We start from the raw sequence: 13,400 nt of genomic DNA on the forward strand, positions 1-13,400 counted from the left end.
CAATCAATCACATACGGCTCTAGAACAAAGTGGTCCGACTATCGGGGACCTGCCAGGTCCTCACTGAGCAGTTCGTCAGCCTCGGGGTCTTGAACGAGGCAAAGTTTTCGAGTCACTGCGCCACCGCCTCTCAACTGGAGAGCAGACCGTTCACCGTCCGCCGTATACCGCCATGGGAGAGCGTAGTCCTGGCCGAGTTCGGCACGCCGCCCGCAAGCTGACAAACCGTAGGCGGCTCGTCGTTAGCTCGGTTCCGCGCTGGCCGACGGTGCTGGAGTCGGCTCGGAGCCAGGCGGGGTGTACGTGCAAGAGGAGTCGGCAGCCCGTCCGCCGCCCAAAAATGCGAAGTGCACGACGCATTCATCCCTACCGCCGTCGGAGTAGGTGCAAGTCAAGTTGACTCCCGGAATGAATCCTCTGGGAGCACCCACGCATTGCACATTCATCTTCTGGATGCACGCGTTATACGCCTCGTAGTCCGACCCCAACGAAGTGCACGCACCGTCCGCGTGCACGACAGGCGCAGGCGCTGCGACGAACAGTGCAGCGGGCGCTACCGCAAGTAGGGCTTTGAGCCACATCGAGATCCTCACTGCGTCCCGCCGAGGGTGTCGGGGCACAGCTCGTGTTGAGCAGCGTCGATCAGAGCTTGAGAGACCATCGCGTCGGAGACGAAGTTGAATCCAGCACGAGGGTTTCCGCTGAACCTCAAGTTGTCGCAGATGACACGACCGACGGCGAGTCGAGACGACGGCGCGTTGTCGTAGTAGGTGATCCCGTTCTCGTCGAGATAGCGCAGATAACTAGATTCATCCGCCGTCGCCACCCCTGTTGATCCGAGTAGTAGTCCCACCGCCGCAGCAACGATTCCTGCTATATGCGTGATCTTCACTTCGGGCCGCCGAGGGTGTCGGGGCACAGTTCGTGTTGGGCTGTAACGGCGATTCCGTAACCGTCAGCGCCACGTGGGTACCCGGCGACGGTTTCGAGGCTGGACCCATCTCGTAGGGATGAGCACATGATGTGCCCGAGCCCGATAAGGGTGGATTCGCTCATGATGTCGGTCCAGATTCCGTTACTGCGAACGGTGGCAACGAACGATGCGTCGTCAGCGTGCGCCGTCCCCGCTGATCCGAGCAGCAGTCCCAGCGCCGCGATACCAATACCGACAGTATGTGCCGTACGCGTCATTGCGTCCCTTCCGCCATTCGACTGACCAGTATCGCCCGCCGGAGCGATTCACGCCCCGTGGTTTACCGACATCCCGGTCACCGCTTCTCTACTGACGCGGTCATCGACGCCTGCAAACCCGGCTATAGGCCTTCGTCACGGCGGACCGCTGCGGGTAGGTATCGACCTACCCACGCGATTCCGCCCTCCATGGTCATGTCTTGATCAAGCAATGCCCGTGAGCAGAGCAAACGGGTCCGTCGAGAGCAGTTCGTCGGCCTCGGGGTCTTGAACGAGGCAAAGCTTCAGAGTCATCGAGCCACCTCTCCCCAACAACCTAGGCCCGACGAAGCTAGCCGGCGCCTAGTCCATTATCGCGAAGAAATCTGCCGCAGCCAGTCCAGCCACTTCGCAACAAGCGCGCTGATGTAGTCGCGCCCCTCCACGATGGACATCGTGTTCTTTGGATTGCCCGACATCCGAGCGTGTCGCGCGCCTGACCCGCTGACGCTAGGAAGGTTCGCCGATCCAGTAAAAGCCGAGTCGGTGACCTTGTCCGCCCAACCGAGATCGTAGATTTTGCCGGGCTTGATCGAGTCGCGGATGATCTCATGGATCTTGTAGAGCTCAGGCCAGCCAAGCTGATCAGGTTGGCTCATGATTTGTAGGGCTTCAATCGCGTCGGGATGATCGCCTACTGCAGCGAATCTGACCGGCCAAGGCGATGGCGAACCAGGAATGATCATGCCGTCCGCTTGCCTGACATTAACGGCTACCATGCCAACCCGCGGAGAAATCACTCTAGCGGACTCGGCAAAGATAACTTGATGCTCCGAATTACCTTCGGAGAAAGCACCTTTCAGATTCACTGGAGTATATCCCGAGTCCGCCACCCGAGCGAAACCGTTTAAGCGGACTAGGAGTTCTTTTGCAACGTGGTAGTAGGCCTGCCCCTCGGGCGGGTTGTCAATCTCCGGCGAGGTCAAGTAGTAGGCGTCCCGCTCGGCGTCATGAACCACGCGCGTATCACCCTCTGGCAATAGATGCGCCAGGGTCTCCAAGTTGACGGCATCCCCTATCAGCCAAGCCTTAATCGCCACTCGGACACGATAACCACGACAGCCGACAAACACGTGGCAACGCCAGGCGAGCTGTTGGGTGTAAAGCGCCCCGCAGCCCGCTGCGGCGGTAGCCTACTGCGCCATCAAGTCGCCAGAGCACGGGACACCGTTGGCCCCTAACGGCGCTGGCGTTCTACGCGCGGCCCTGAATGGACTCGGCAACGCCGGAACCATCAACTGCCGATAAATCGGCTAACGAAAGCGCCCCCAGCAACTCAGTTGGGGCTCTCCACAGCACCATGCGCCAGTCCACAGCTGTAATGCGAAAACCTCGGTTAAAGCGCTGCCCTCAGAGGGCTAGATGAGCACCACCGGAGAACGCCGAATCATGGCACACGAGTTCGTCGGGCACCGCACCCGGCGGGATGTCAAACACCGCTTCCGCTTCGATGCCTAGGCCAGGGTTGATTTCCTCCATAAAGCTATCGTCGCCGAGCGAGTTGGAAGCCTCGTACTTGTTGCCGTCGATCATCAACTTCTGGTTGCTGGCAAAAAATGTCCGCGCTTCGTCACCGATGTTCGTAACCCTGAGCTTGACGATGAAGAACTCCCCCTTGGCCTGATCCGGGCTGAAGATGCCCGGCTTCGTAGCCGACCGTTCGACGCCGAGCACCTGGAATTCAAACTTGCCATCTCTCACTGCACTGCCAGCAGGGGCTACTACAGGGCCAGACGGCCTAGGTGGCGTGGAGCTCGGGGCGGTCGTCTCATACAACGAGTTCGACTGCGTCACTGCGGTCGTCGTGGCGTTCTCGCTCTTCTTACCGCTGTCGCCGATAGACCCGAGGACGGCGAAGGCCGCGATAGTCGCCCCGATACCCAGGACAATCTTCGCGCCTTTAGACAGGCCCCGCGTCGCAGGTTGTGCCGACCTTGGCGGGGGCGGGACTGCCGAGGGGGCGAAGTTGTCCGTCCATTGCCTGCCGTCGAAGTAACGCTGGCGACTCGGGTCAGATGGGTCTGGGAACCAACCCGCTGGCGGCTGCGTCATGCATCTCCCTCGTTTACCTTGCCGGCACACCTTTGCGACAGGCGACAGCCTATCTACAACTTTCCACTAGAACGCGCCTAATTGCCGCGCCCGTCGAGGGCGGCGGGGATGTGCACGCGGGCAGGGCGTTGGGGGCAGTCCCATCTCCGCCCTGCCCGGACACACTCCACTGATTCCAGCACCGATGGCCGCTTGAATTTCGGTCAACCCCAGCCGACCAAAACGTTCCGGTGGTCTGTGTCGGTGGAGTGTGCGACGGTAGAGGCCGACCCAGTGAGCGCACTTCCAGGAGATGAACCATGAGACGTGTAGTGGCAGCGCTGTTCGCAGCGATGGCTACGGCCGTATGCCTGGCCACCACCGCCGGCGCCATACCGGAGCAGGGCACTCCGGAGTTCGACACCTACATGGAAGGCTTGGAGCGCAACGGGTTCCACCTGAACCCCGACACCGCATGGCGCCTGGCCCACCAGTCATGCGAGGGTGGCCTGCCGGGTTACATCGGGCTGGAACTCGCCGCCCAGGGTGTCGTCGGCCCGGGCGCGAACCAACGGGCGATGGATGTGGCCCGCAAGTACGCCTGCCCGGTGCAGTAACTAGCCGCTCTTGCGGCGGAACTCCCGGCGGTTTTCCACCGGACCGTGCGAGCGGGACTGCTTGGCGCCGCCATCCTTGTGGTCGGAGCCACCCGCCGACTGCGCCTTCTTACGTTCCAGCGCCTCCCGGAACTTGCGCTTGTTCTCGTCTGCGGCGGAATCTGATTCGGGCATGCCGGAAGCCTAGCTCAGCGCGTCGCGTACCGACGGGAGATGCGTCAGCGCACACCCGGCGGCATGCCGTAGAGGTGATGGATCGGCAACGTCAACAGCACCCGACGGTCGGTCACCATCGCCTCGCGGTACTCATCCCAGTCCGGGTGTTCGCCGGCGATATTGCGGTACAAGGCAATCAGCGCCTCGACGGTGGCATCGTCGGGCGCGGCGGCCGGCGGCGTCAGCTGGGCGTCGCCCTCGGCCACGGCATAGGACCAGCCATCATCCGCACTGACCAGGAGGGAGGCCCTGGGGTCACGGCGCAGATTGCGGGTCTTGGCCCGCGGCTCGGTGACCGAGATCTGCACCTGGAGTGATCGCGGATCGAAGTGGTAGGAGACGTTGGACAGCTGGGGGCGTCCGTCACGTTTGATGGTGGCGAGCACCCCGAGTGAGTTCCCGCTGATCACGGCCAGCAACTTGTCGTCGAATACCTGGCGTCCCATGATCGAAGCCTACCGACGCATCCGGTCATTACCATCGGTGTTTCACCGATTGGAGCCCACCTCATGACCCGGTATGCGCTGTTTCTGCGCGGCGTGAACGTCGGCGGGGTCAATCTCAAGATGGCCGAGGTGGCCGCCGCGCTGACCGAGGCCGGCTTCGGCGCGGTGCGCACCCTGCTGGCCAGTGGCAACGTGCTGGTGGACTCGCCCGCCACGGCCGCCGCAGTGCGCTCCACCGCCGAGGCGGCACTGCGGGAACGCTTCGGTTACCAGGCCTGGGTACTGGTCTATGACGTCGAGACGGTCGGCGAGATCGTCGCCGCCTATCCCTATGAGGCTGAGGCCCCGGGACTGCACTCCTATGTCACCTTCGTCGCCGACGACGCGGCGTTGGGCGAACTGTCCGCCCTGGCCGCCGATACCGACGAGAAGATCACCGCGGGCAACGGCGTGATCTATTGGCAGATCCCCAAAGGCGACACGCTGACCAGCGTCGTCGGCAAGACGATGGGCAAGCAGCGGTACAAATCGAGCACCACCACCCGTAACCTGCGCACGCTGAGCAAAGTGCTGCACGCCGCCGCGCCCCGGTAAAGTCGCGCGGGTGAGCCAGGCACAGAAAGTCACCCTGACCGGTGTCTCCGAGACCGCGTTGCTGACGTTGAACGCGCGGGCCACCGAAGCCCGCCGACCCGACCGGATCATCGATGACCCGATGGCGATCAGCCTGGTCGATTCGATTGCCTTCGACTTCGCGAAGTTCGGGCCGACCCGCCAGGACATCGCGCTGCGCGCGCTGGCCTTCGACGAGCAGACCCGGCAGTTTCTGCACGAGCATCCGTCGGGCACCGTGGTCGCTTTGGCCGAGGGCCTGCAGACCAGTTTCTGGCGAGTGAGCGCGAGCGTCGCCGACGCCGGATTCGGTTGGCTCACCGTCGATCTCCCCCCGATCGTCGACATCCGAACCCGCCTACTGCCGGCCTCACCGCAGATCGCGGTCTGCGCCCAGTCGGCCTTGGACTACAGCTGGATGGACCAGGTCGATCCGGACAAAGGTGTGTTCATCAGCGCCGAGGGCCTGCTGATGTACCTGCAACCCGAGCAGTCGCTCGGACTGATCGCCGAGTGCGCGCGCCGCTTCCCGGGCGGCCGGATGCTCTTCGACGTACCGCCTCCCCTGCTGGCGATGCTGATGCGCCGCGGTATTCGGACCTCGCTGCGCTACAAGGTTCCGCCCATGCCGTTCAGCCTGTCGGTGAGCCAGGCCGCCGATCTGGTGAACACCATGCCCGGCGTCCGGGCCGTTCATGATCTGCGCTTGCCGGCCGGGCGGGGGTGGCTGTTCAACACCCTGCTCTCCGGCAGCTATCGGCTGAGTTTCCTCAATCCCGTGCGCCCGTCACTGACGCTGCTCGAATTCGGCTAGGCGCCGGGGCTGTCGAAGGCGGCGTCGAGATAGCGCAGCGCTTCGGGCTTGCTCAGTCCGACGCTGCGTGCGGCCGCGACGAAGGCGCTTGCGGCCTGGGTCATGGTGGCCTCGGCCGGATCAGCGCTGGCCACGAAAGTGCCGAATCGGCCCCGTGTTTCGACCACACCGCCGGCCTCCAGTTCCCGATAGGCGCGCGCGACGGTGTTGACCGCCAGGCCAAGCTGGCCGGCCAAGTCGCGGACGGTGGGCAGGCGGGTCCCTGCCGGCAGCGATCCGGTGCGGACCGCCTCGATCAGCGCAGACCGGATCTGCTCGAACAGCGGCGCATCTGACGGCGCGTCGGGTTTCAGCAGGTGCGCGAAGTCCATCCGGCCAGTATCCCGCTATGTTGGTGGCGTGCGGGTGGCGGTGTTCAGTGGTGCAGGGATCTCAGCAGAGAGCGGGATACCGACCTTCCGCGACGACGAGAAGGGGCTGTGGTCTCAGTACGACCCCTATGAGGTGTCCAGCATCGACGGCTGGAACCGGCAGCCGGAGCTGGTCTGGGGCTGGTACACCTGGCGCTGTCAGCTGGCCCGCCGCTACGAGCCGAACCTGGGTCATCGTGCGATCGCGGACTGGGAACAGCACGTCGACGACGTCACGGTCATCACCCAGAACGTCGACAATCTGCATGAGCGCGGCGGCAGTTCCACGGTGCACCATCTGCACGGCCGAATGTTCAGCTTCCGGTGCTCGGACTGCGAACAGCCCCACGACACCCAACTGCCGGAACTGCCCGAGCCCGTCTTGGAGATCATGCCGCCGTCGTGCGACTGCGGCGGCCTGATCCGCCCGGATGTGGTGTGGTTCGGCGAGCAGCTTCCCGACGAGCCGTGGAATGCCGCGGTCGAGGCCATCGACGCCGCGGACGCCCTGGTCGTGGTGGGCACCTCGGGGGTGGTCTATCCGGCGGCCAGCCTGCCCGAACGCGCGCTGGAGCTGGGTAAGACCGTCATCCAGGTCAATCCGGAGCCGACGCCGTTGTCCGAGCGGGCCACGGTATTCCTGCAGACCACCGCATCGGCGGCACTGCCGGGCATGGCCCAGCGGTTGCGTTTCCTGCTGCCCTGACCGGTCAGGCCGGGCGGCTCGCCGAGCCCAACGCGAATTCCGACACCGGCAGCGGGGCCCACGCCGGGAACTGATGCCCGCGCCGGGACGTGGTGACGGAGAATCCGGCGGCGGTGATCGCCTGCTCGGTGTCGCGGTGGGTGTGGCAGTTACCGAACAGTCTGGGCCAGAACGTGGCGTCGGCCAGCCGCTGCAACCCGCCGCGCATGCCGGGGCTGGCGACATGTTCGAAGTAACGCAGTTCTCCCCCGGGCTTGAGCAGCGTGTAGAGCTGGCGCAGCACGGCCTCGGGATGGTCGACCGAGCACAGCACCAAGGAGCACACGATCGCGTCGAAGGGCTCGCCGGCGTCGAGGGCCTCGACCGTGCTGGCCACCACGGTGACCGGTACCGGCGCCGCTGCCGCGGCGGTCAGTGCGGCATCGCGGAGCTGAGATTCAGGTTCGGCTGCCACCACCTCGGTCACAGTCTCGGGGTAGAAGGCGAAGTTGCTGCCGGTGCCCGCGCCCACCTCCAGGACCCGCCCGCTCAATCCCGCGAGGTTCTCGCGGCGCCGATCGCGCAGCCAGTCGGTCTCGTGACTCGACATGAAGGTCCAGATCCGGGCGAACAGCGGGTTGTCCAGGGTCTCCGGTGCAGTCATGGGTGCCACCCTAGCCCCGGCCGGCGGCCCGTGCGCGAGCCGTTCACGGGGGCGACGGCAAACGCTACCCGCCAGTAGCATTGCCACCATTTCCCCAACCGTGACTCAAAGATTCCTTAATAGTGACCCATAAGCTCAGTCTCATGTGGATCGACGACTCCAGTGCCGACGTAATCAAAGTTGATTTCGAGGCCCTCTACCACGGCGATTTTCTCGTCGAGGGCGACACCTCGGAGCAGTTCGAAAGCCTGCACTCGCTGGCAAGCTGATTGATCGGTGCCGCGCAAGCGGCGCCGTTCACGGTCACGCTGTTGCGTGGCGACGGCAGCCCCGTCTGACACGGGCCCGCCTTCATTGAGTCATCCCATTTCTTGTGACATTCAGAATCGGTTCGGCCGTGCCGCAAAACCGACAACGCCGAACGTGCAATCAGGCCGGGGAATCCGTAGATTCTCCGGCCTGATTGCACGTTCGGGGCAGGTACGGCCTAAGCCGTCCTGGTCAGGCGACGTTCTCCTCGTCGTCGACCTCGACCATGTTGCCCAGGCGTCCGAGAATGATCTCCTCGGCCTCGGACACGATCCGCGAAACCAGCTCGTCGACGGTGGGAATGTCGTTGATCAGGCCCATCGCGGTACCGACGGTCCAGATCCCGGCGTCCACGTCACCCTCGTCGAAGACGCGGCGGCCGCGCACGCCGGCCACCAGCTCTTGGACGTCGGGGAACTGGCCGCCCTTGTTGAGGATCTCCACCACTTCACGCGACACGGCGTTGCTGGCCACCCGGGCGGTGTTGTGCAGCGAGCGGAAGATCAGCTCGGTGCCCCGCTCGTCGCCGGCGACGATCGCTTCCTTGACGTTCTGGTGGATGCAGGACTCCACGGTGCACATGAACCGTGAACCCATGTTGATGCCGTCGGCACCCAGCGCCAGCGCCGCGACCAGTCCGCGGGAGTCGGCGAAGCCGCCGGAGGCGATCATCGGGATCTCGATCTGCGCGGCCGCGGCCGGGATCAGCACCAGGCCGGGAACGTCGTCTTCACCGGGGTGTCCGGCGCATTCGAAACCGTCGATGCTGATGCCGTCCACGCCCAGGCTCTGCGCCTTGACGGCGTGCCGCACCGAGGTGCACTTGTGCAGGACCTTGATGCCGTTGTCGTGGAACATCGGCAGGTGCGGCGCCGGGTTGGATCCGGCGGTCTCGACGATCTTGATGCCGGCGTCGACGATCACCTGGCGGTACTCGTCATAGGGCGGCGGGTTGATCGCCGGCAAGATGGTCAGGTTCACCCCGAACGGCTTGTCGGTCAGATCCCGGGTCTTGGCGATCTCGTTGGCCAGGTCGGCCGGCGTCGGCTGGGTGAGTGCGGTCAGGAAACCCAATCCCCCGGCGTTGGCGACTGCCGCCACCAGTTCCGCCCGACCCACCCACTGCATGCCGCCCTGGGCGATGGGGTGCTCGACCCCGAATACCTCGGTGAACTTCGTCCTCAATGCCATACGAACTCCTTGGTCTGCCTAGTTTTCTTCGCGCAAGCGCTCAGCGCGGGGCCATGCGGATGGCACCGTCGAGGCGGATGACCTCGCCGTTGAGCATCGGGTTGTTGATGATGTGCTCGGCCAGTGCGCCGTACTCGTCGGGGTCACCCAGACGCGACGGGTGCGGCACCTGCGCGCCCAGCGACTTCTGCGCCTCCTCGGGCAGCGAGCCCAGCAGCGGCGTCTTGAACAGGCCCGGCGCGATGGTGCAGACCCGGATCAGGTCACGCGACAGGTCCCGCGCGATCGGCAGGGTCATGCCGACCACGCCGCCCTTGGACGCCGAGTAGGCGGCCTGCCCGATCTGGCCCTCGAACGCCGCCACCGAGGCGGTGTTGATGATGACGCCACGCTCACCGTCGATGGGCTCGGTCTTGGCGATCCGCTCGGCCGAGAGCCGCAGGACGTTGAAGGTGCCGATCAGGTTCACCTGGATGATCTTGGTGAACGCGTCCAGCGGGAACGCACCGTCTTTGCTCAGCGTCTTGATCGCGTTGCCGATTCCGGCGCAGTTGACGTTGATGCGCACCGGTCCCATGGACTCCGCGACATCCAGGGCCGCCGTGACGGCCTCGGGGTCGGCCACGTTGGCCTCGACGAAGCGGGCCCGGTCGCCGAGCTCCTTGACGGTGTCCTCACCGCGGAGGTCGATCACCACGACCTGTCCACCGGCGTCCAGCAGGCGCTTGGCGGTCGCCAAGCCCAATCCGGAAGCACCGCCGGTGACAACGGCTACCGCGTCTTTGATCTGCACTCTCGTGGCCCCTCTCAGTCCCAACCGTCTGGTTGGTCGGGACTATACCCAGTCCCCCAGGATGGAGTCGTTGTCGGCTCCCAGAACCGCGGGCGGGGTCGGGACGTCGGGGGCGCTGCGGGAGAACCGCGGCGCGGGCATCGGCTGCAGATAACCGTTGACGTCGTAGAAGGTGTCGCGTTCGGCGATGTGCGAGTCGGTCTGCACCTCGGCGAAGGACAGCACCGGTGCCACGCAGGCGTCCGAACCGGCAAAGACTGTGGCCCAGTGGTCGCGATCGTGAGCGGCGAACGCCTCGGTGAGGGTGGCCCGAAGCTGCGGCCAGCCGCTGACGTCGTTCTGCGCCGGCAACGCCGCGGGATCCAGCTCCAGCTTGGCCAGCAGTTCGGCGTAGAACTGCGGCTCGATAGCACCGACCGACACGTACTTGCCGTCGGCACATTCGTAGGTGTCGTAGTAGGGCGCTCCGGTGTCGAGCATGTTGACACCACGCTCGTCACTCCACATGCCCTGGGCACGGAAGCTCCACATCATCGCCGAGAGCACGCTGGCCCCGTCGACCATGGCCGCGTCGATCACCTGGCCCTTGCCGGACCGCTGCCGCTCCCACAGTGCGGCCAGGATGCCGACCAGCAGGAACATCGAGCCACCGCCGAAGTCGCCGGCCAGGTTCAGCGGCGGGACCGGCTTCTCGCCGTTGCGCCCGATCGCGTGCAGAACGCCGGTGATCGAGATGTAGTTGATGTCATGGCCGGCCTGCTGCGCACGGGGACCGGACTGGCCCCAGCCCGTCATCCGGCCGTAGATCAACCGCTCGTTGACCTTGGCGCAGTCCTCGGGGCCCAGGCCCAAGCGCTCGGTGACACCCGGGCGGAAGCCCTCGATCAGCACATCGGCCTTGGCCACCAGCTGCAGCACCAGGTCGCGACCTTCCGGCGACTTCAGGTCGGCGGTCACCGAGCGCCGGTTGCGCAGCATGGCGTCCTTGCTGGGCCCGCCACCGAACTTGGGCTGCCGATCCACGCGGACCACCTCGGCGCCCAGGTCGCCCAGGATCATCGCCGCGTGCGGCCCCGGTCCGATCCCGGCCAGTTCGATGACCCGCAGCCCCGCCAGTGGTCCCGCCATATCTGCCTCCTCGTCGAATGCCTGTGTGTTCTGCATCCTAAGGTGACACCCATGACTGCAATCGACTCCCTTGCGCCGGTCGCGGGACTGACCGTCACGTTGTCCGACGGAGTTCTCGCGGTGACCATCGACCGTCCCGACAGCCTCAACTCGGTGACCACCGGGGTGCTGGCCGGTATCGCCGACGCCATGGAGGCTGCCGCCCGCGACCCGCGGGTGCGGGTGGTGCGGTTCGGCGGTGCGGGGCGCGGCTTCTGCTCGGGCGCGGGGATCAGTGCCGAGGATGCGACCGATGACCTGGCGACCGAGATCATCGTCGCCGCCAATCGGGCGATCCGGGCGATGGTCACGTTGCCCCGGCCGATTGTGGCCGTGGTGCAGGGTCCCGCTGCCGGCATCGGGGTGTCGCTGGCGTTGGCCTGCGACCTGATCGTCGCGTCGGACAAGGCGTTTTTCCTGTTGGCGTTCACCAAGATCGGGCTGATGCCCGACGGCGGGGCTTCGGCACTGGTCGCCGCGGCGATCGGCCGGACGCGCGCCATGCGGCTGGCCCTGCTGGCCGAACGGCTCTCTGCCGCGGACGCATTGGAGTGGGGTCTGATCAGCGCGGTGCACCCCGCCGAGGAGTTCGACGCCGAGGTGGACAAGCTGCTGGCCGGCCTGCTGGCTGGGCCCGCCGCAGCGTTGGCCAAGACCAAGCACGCCATCAACACCGCGACCCTGACCGAGCTCGATGCGACGCTGGACCGCGAATACGTCGGGCAGTCAATCCTGTTGAACTCCCACGACTTCCGCGAGGGCACCCGGGCGTTTCAGGAGCGACGCTCCCCCACCTTCACCGACTCCTAACCCGGTGCCGAGCGTGCGCAGAATGCCACGCTCGACGGTGTGTCGCTGCGCAGACACGCACGCTCGCCCAAAGAAATGGGGCGCGGGCTTACAGCCCGAACAGGGGCGGCAACGCCAGCACCATCATCAGGCCCCACACCAGGTGGGTCAGCACCGGCGCCAGGATGCCACCGGTGGCGCGGCGCTCCATGGCGCAGACGCTGCCGAGCACCAGCGCGGCCAGCCCCACCATGATGTTGCCGGCGGTCATCATCGCCGCGACATAGAGCACAGTGGAGAACACCAGCGGTGAGTGGCGGCCGAAGGCACTGAACAGGGCGCCGCGGAAGAACAACTCCTCGGCGATCGCGTTGAGCAGGGCGATCAGCACCACCAGCCGCCAGGACACCTCGGTGGTGTAGGCCAGGATCGCCACCACCTGATTGGCCAGCAGCGGAATGTCCTGAACCGCAAGCCCGCCCAGTATGAACAGGCAACCGAGAACCAGGCCCACACCGGTTCCGGTGAACACCGGCCGCTCGTTACGCCCCCGGAACCGCAGCACGCCCAGGTGCAACGGCCCGGCCGCGACCGCCCCCACCGTCCAGACCGCGGCCAACACCAGCGACAACCAGTAGAACGCCGGATCGCCGGGCAGCTTGCTGTGCATCAGACTGAGCACGGCGGCACCGATCACCACCACGATCCCGACCACGACGCGGCGTCGCTGCACCACTGCCCGCGGCTCGTGATAGGGCAGGGCGACTCGGGTGATGATGTCGGTGATCTCGCGCAGCAGGCCGGGGCGGGTTGGACTGATCTGGGTCATCGGGCGGCGTCCCCTCAGCGGCGGGTTGAGCAACGTCCCTAACGTAGCGGCGAATCGGCGGCCGTTGGCCCGAATGCGCTAGTTCGCCCGATGGACTTCCCTCAAGAGCCCGTAGCCCACCGCGTTGTACCGATTGTTGTCGACCTCGGCATCGCTGAGTTCACGGCGCACCTTGCCCGGCACCCCCGCCACCAGGGATCGGGGCGGAACCACCATGCCCTGCGGGATCACCGCGCCGGCGGCCACGAGCGACCCCTCGCCCACCACGGCACCGTTGAGCACGATCGCCCCCATGCCGATCAGACAGCCATCACCGATGGTGCAGCCATGCAGCACCGCGTTGTGCCCGACGCTGACGTGCTGCCCGACTCGGCAGGGAAAGTCCTTGTCGACGTGGATGGTGACCCCGTCTTGGATGTTGGACTCGGCACCGATCTCGATCGGTTCGACCTCGGCGCGCAGCGTCGCCGAGTACCACACGCTGGCCCCGGCGGCCAGGCTGACCTGGCCGATCAGGGTCGCGTTGGGTGCCACCCACGCCTCCGCGTCCAGCTGCGGGGCGTGGCCTCCAATCGGGATGATCAACGGCTCCGGCAC

General features: G+C 65.7%; 19 protein-coding genes and 2 pseudogenes. 6 read left to right on the top strand and 15 right to left on the bottom strand.

Going from position 1 to position 13,400, the window contains the following annotated elements:
• Positions 1–589: 589 nt before the first annotated feature.
• The 6 genes and pseudogenes from BST15_RS09075 to BST15_RS22625 form a co-directional block, all read right to left on the bottom strand.
• Positions 590–826, bottom strand: a complete 237-nt coding sequence (locus BST15_RS09075; protein ID WP_046190431.1) for a DUF732 domain-containing protein — start codon at positions 824–826, stop codon at positions 590–592.
• A 62-nt stretch (positions 827–888) separates the two neighbouring features.
• Complete coding sequence (locus BST15_RS23245) at positions 889–1,191, bottom strand: DUF732 domain-containing protein (RefSeq protein WP_052751513.1); 303 nt, start codon at positions 1,189–1,191, stop codon at positions 889–891.
• Positions 1,192–1,364: 173 nt separating this feature from the next.
• Positions 1,365–1,485, bottom strand: a pseudogene (locus BST15_RS23165) (HhH-GPD-type base excision DNA repair protein); the annotation flags it as partial.
• A 56-nt stretch (positions 1,486–1,541) separates the two neighbouring features.
• Positions 1,542–2,270: a hypothetical protein gene (locus BST15_RS09085; RefSeq protein WP_052751512.1), complete on the bottom strand. Its 729-nt coding sequence runs from the start codon at positions 2,268–2,270 to the stop codon at positions 1,542–1,544.
• A gap of 310 nt (positions 2,271–2,580) precedes the next feature.
• The gene (locus BST15_RS22620) at positions 2,581–2,931 is read right to left on the bottom strand and encodes a DUF4352 domain-containing protein (RefSeq protein WP_234708341.1); all 351 of its coding nucleotides are present in this window, start codon (positions 2,929–2,931) and stop codon (positions 2,581–2,583) included.
• 249 nt (positions 2,932–3,180) lie between these two features.
• Positions 3,181–3,282 (bottom strand): annotated as a pseudogene (locus BST15_RS22625) (DUF2510 domain-containing protein); the annotation flags it as partial.
• 299 nt (positions 3,283–3,581) lie between these two features.
• Between BST15_RS22625 and BST15_RS09095 the strand changes: the two are divergent.
• Positions 3,582–3,878, top strand: coding sequence for a hypothetical protein (locus BST15_RS09095; protein WP_046190430.1), 297 nt, complete (start codon positions 3,582–3,584; stop codon positions 3,876–3,878).
• Here BST15_RS09095 and BST15_RS21270 read toward each other — a convergent pair whose 3' ends face one another.
• Both BST15_RS21270 and BST15_RS09100 read right to left on the bottom strand, forming a co-directional pair.
• Positions 3,879–4,052, bottom strand: coding sequence for a DUF5302 domain-containing protein (locus BST15_RS21270; protein ID WP_109370878.1), 174 nt, complete (start codon positions 4,050–4,052; stop codon positions 3,879–3,881). It lies immediately after the preceding gene.
• Between the two features lie 44 nt (positions 4,053–4,096).
• Positions 4,097–4,540, bottom strand: coding sequence for a PPOX class F420-dependent oxidoreductase (locus BST15_RS09100; RefSeq protein WP_046190429.1), 444 nt, complete (start codon positions 4,538–4,540; stop codon positions 4,097–4,099).
• 63 nt (positions 4,541–4,603) lie between these two features.
• Here BST15_RS09100 and BST15_RS09105 point away from each other — a divergent pair, with 63 nt between their 5' ends.
• Together BST15_RS09105 and BST15_RS09110 are read left to right on the top strand one after the other, a co-directional pair.
• Positions 4,604–5,134: a DUF1697 domain-containing protein gene (locus tag BST15_RS09105; protein ID WP_046190428.1), complete on the top strand. Its 531-nt coding sequence runs from the start codon at positions 4,604–4,606 to the stop codon at positions 5,132–5,134.
• A 10-nt stretch (positions 5,135–5,144) separates the two neighbouring features.
• A complete protein-coding gene (locus tag BST15_RS09110; RefSeq protein ID WP_046190427.1) occupies positions 5,145–5,966 on the top strand; it encodes a class I SAM-dependent methyltransferase in 822 nt (273 codons plus the stop codon).
• Here the strand turns inward: BST15_RS09110 and BST15_RS09115 are convergent.
• A complete protein-coding gene (locus BST15_RS09115) occupies positions 5,963–6,337 on the bottom strand; it encodes an Rv1152 family transcriptional regulator (RefSeq protein WP_046190426.1) in 375 nt (124 codons plus the stop codon). The two genes, BST15_RS09110 and BST15_RS09115, sit on opposite strands and share 4 nt — an antisense overlap.
• Positions 6,338–6,365: 28 nt before the next feature.
• Between BST15_RS09115 and BST15_RS09120 the strand changes: the two genes are divergently transcribed.
• Positions 6,366–7,082, top strand: coding sequence for an SIR2 family NAD-dependent protein deacylase (locus BST15_RS09120; RefSeq protein ID WP_046190425.1), 717 nt, complete (start codon positions 6,366–6,368; stop codon positions 7,080–7,082).
• A 4-nt stretch (positions 7,083–7,086) separates the two neighbouring features.
• Here the strand turns inward: BST15_RS09120 and BST15_RS09125 are convergent, their stop codons facing one another.
• Positions 7,087–7,725, bottom strand: a complete 639-nt coding sequence (locus tag BST15_RS09125; RefSeq protein ID WP_046190424.1) for a class I SAM-dependent methyltransferase — start codon at positions 7,723–7,725, stop codon at positions 7,087–7,089.
• Between the two features lie 143 nt (positions 7,726–7,868).
• On the opposite strand from BST15_RS09125, the gene BST15_RS23040 reads away from it, so the two are divergent.
• Complete coding sequence (locus tag BST15_RS23040) at positions 7,869–7,994, top strand: hypothetical protein (RefSeq protein ID WP_109370879.1); 126 nt, start codon at positions 7,869–7,871, stop codon at positions 7,992–7,994.
• Between the two features lie 232 nt (positions 7,995–8,226).
• Here the strand turns inward: BST15_RS23040 and BST15_RS09130 are convergent, their stop codons facing one another.
• The 3 genes from BST15_RS09130 to BST15_RS09140 are packed head-to-tail and all read right to left on the bottom strand — an operon-like array spanning position 8,227 to position 11,146.
• Complete coding sequence (locus tag BST15_RS09130) at positions 8,227–9,225, bottom strand: NAD(P)H-dependent flavin oxidoreductase (RefSeq protein WP_046190423.1); 999 nt, start codon at positions 9,223–9,225, stop codon at positions 8,227–8,229.
• 40 nt (positions 9,226–9,265) lie between these two features.
• Positions 9,266–10,018, bottom strand: a complete 753-nt coding sequence (locus tag BST15_RS09135; RefSeq protein WP_046190422.1) for a 3-hydroxyacyl-CoA dehydrogenase — start codon at positions 10,016–10,018, stop codon at positions 9,266–9,268.
• Between the two features lie 42 nt (positions 10,019–10,060).
• Complete coding sequence (locus BST15_RS09140; protein ID WP_046190433.1) at positions 10,061–11,146, bottom strand: CaiB/BaiF CoA transferase family protein; 1,086 nt, start codon at positions 11,144–11,146, stop codon at positions 10,061–10,063.
• Positions 11,147–11,197: 51 nt separating this feature from the next.
• On the opposite strand from BST15_RS09140, the gene BST15_RS09145 reads away from it, so the two are divergent.
• Positions 11,198–11,995: an enoyl-CoA hydratase gene (locus BST15_RS09145; RefSeq protein WP_046190421.1), complete on the top strand. Its 798-nt coding sequence runs from the start codon at positions 11,198–11,200 to the stop codon at positions 11,993–11,995.
• An 88-nt stretch (positions 11,996–12,083) separates the two neighbouring features.
• On the opposite strand, the gene BST15_RS09150 is transcribed toward BST15_RS09145, so the two are convergent.
• Together BST15_RS09150 and BST15_RS09155 are read right to left on the bottom strand one after the other, a co-directional pair.
• Positions 12,084–12,803 carry a CPBP family intramembrane glutamic endopeptidase gene (locus BST15_RS09150; RefSeq protein ID WP_046190420.1) on the bottom strand — a complete coding sequence of 240 codons (720 nt, stop codon included), beginning with the start codon at positions 12,801–12,803 and terminating at the stop codon, positions 12,084–12,086.
• Between the two features lie 78 nt (positions 12,804–12,881).
• Positions 12,882–13,400 (bottom strand): gamma carbonic anhydrase family protein, encoded by a 519-nt coding sequence (locus BST15_RS09155; protein ID WP_046190432.1) that lies wholly within the window; start codon positions 13,398–13,400, stop codon positions 12,882–12,884.

The organism is Mycolicibacter arupensis, assembly GCF_002086515.1.
In the GTDB taxonomy this organism is placed as follows: domain Bacteria; phylum Actinomycetota; class Actinomycetes; order Mycobacteriales; family Mycobacteriaceae; genus Mycobacterium; species Mycobacterium arupense.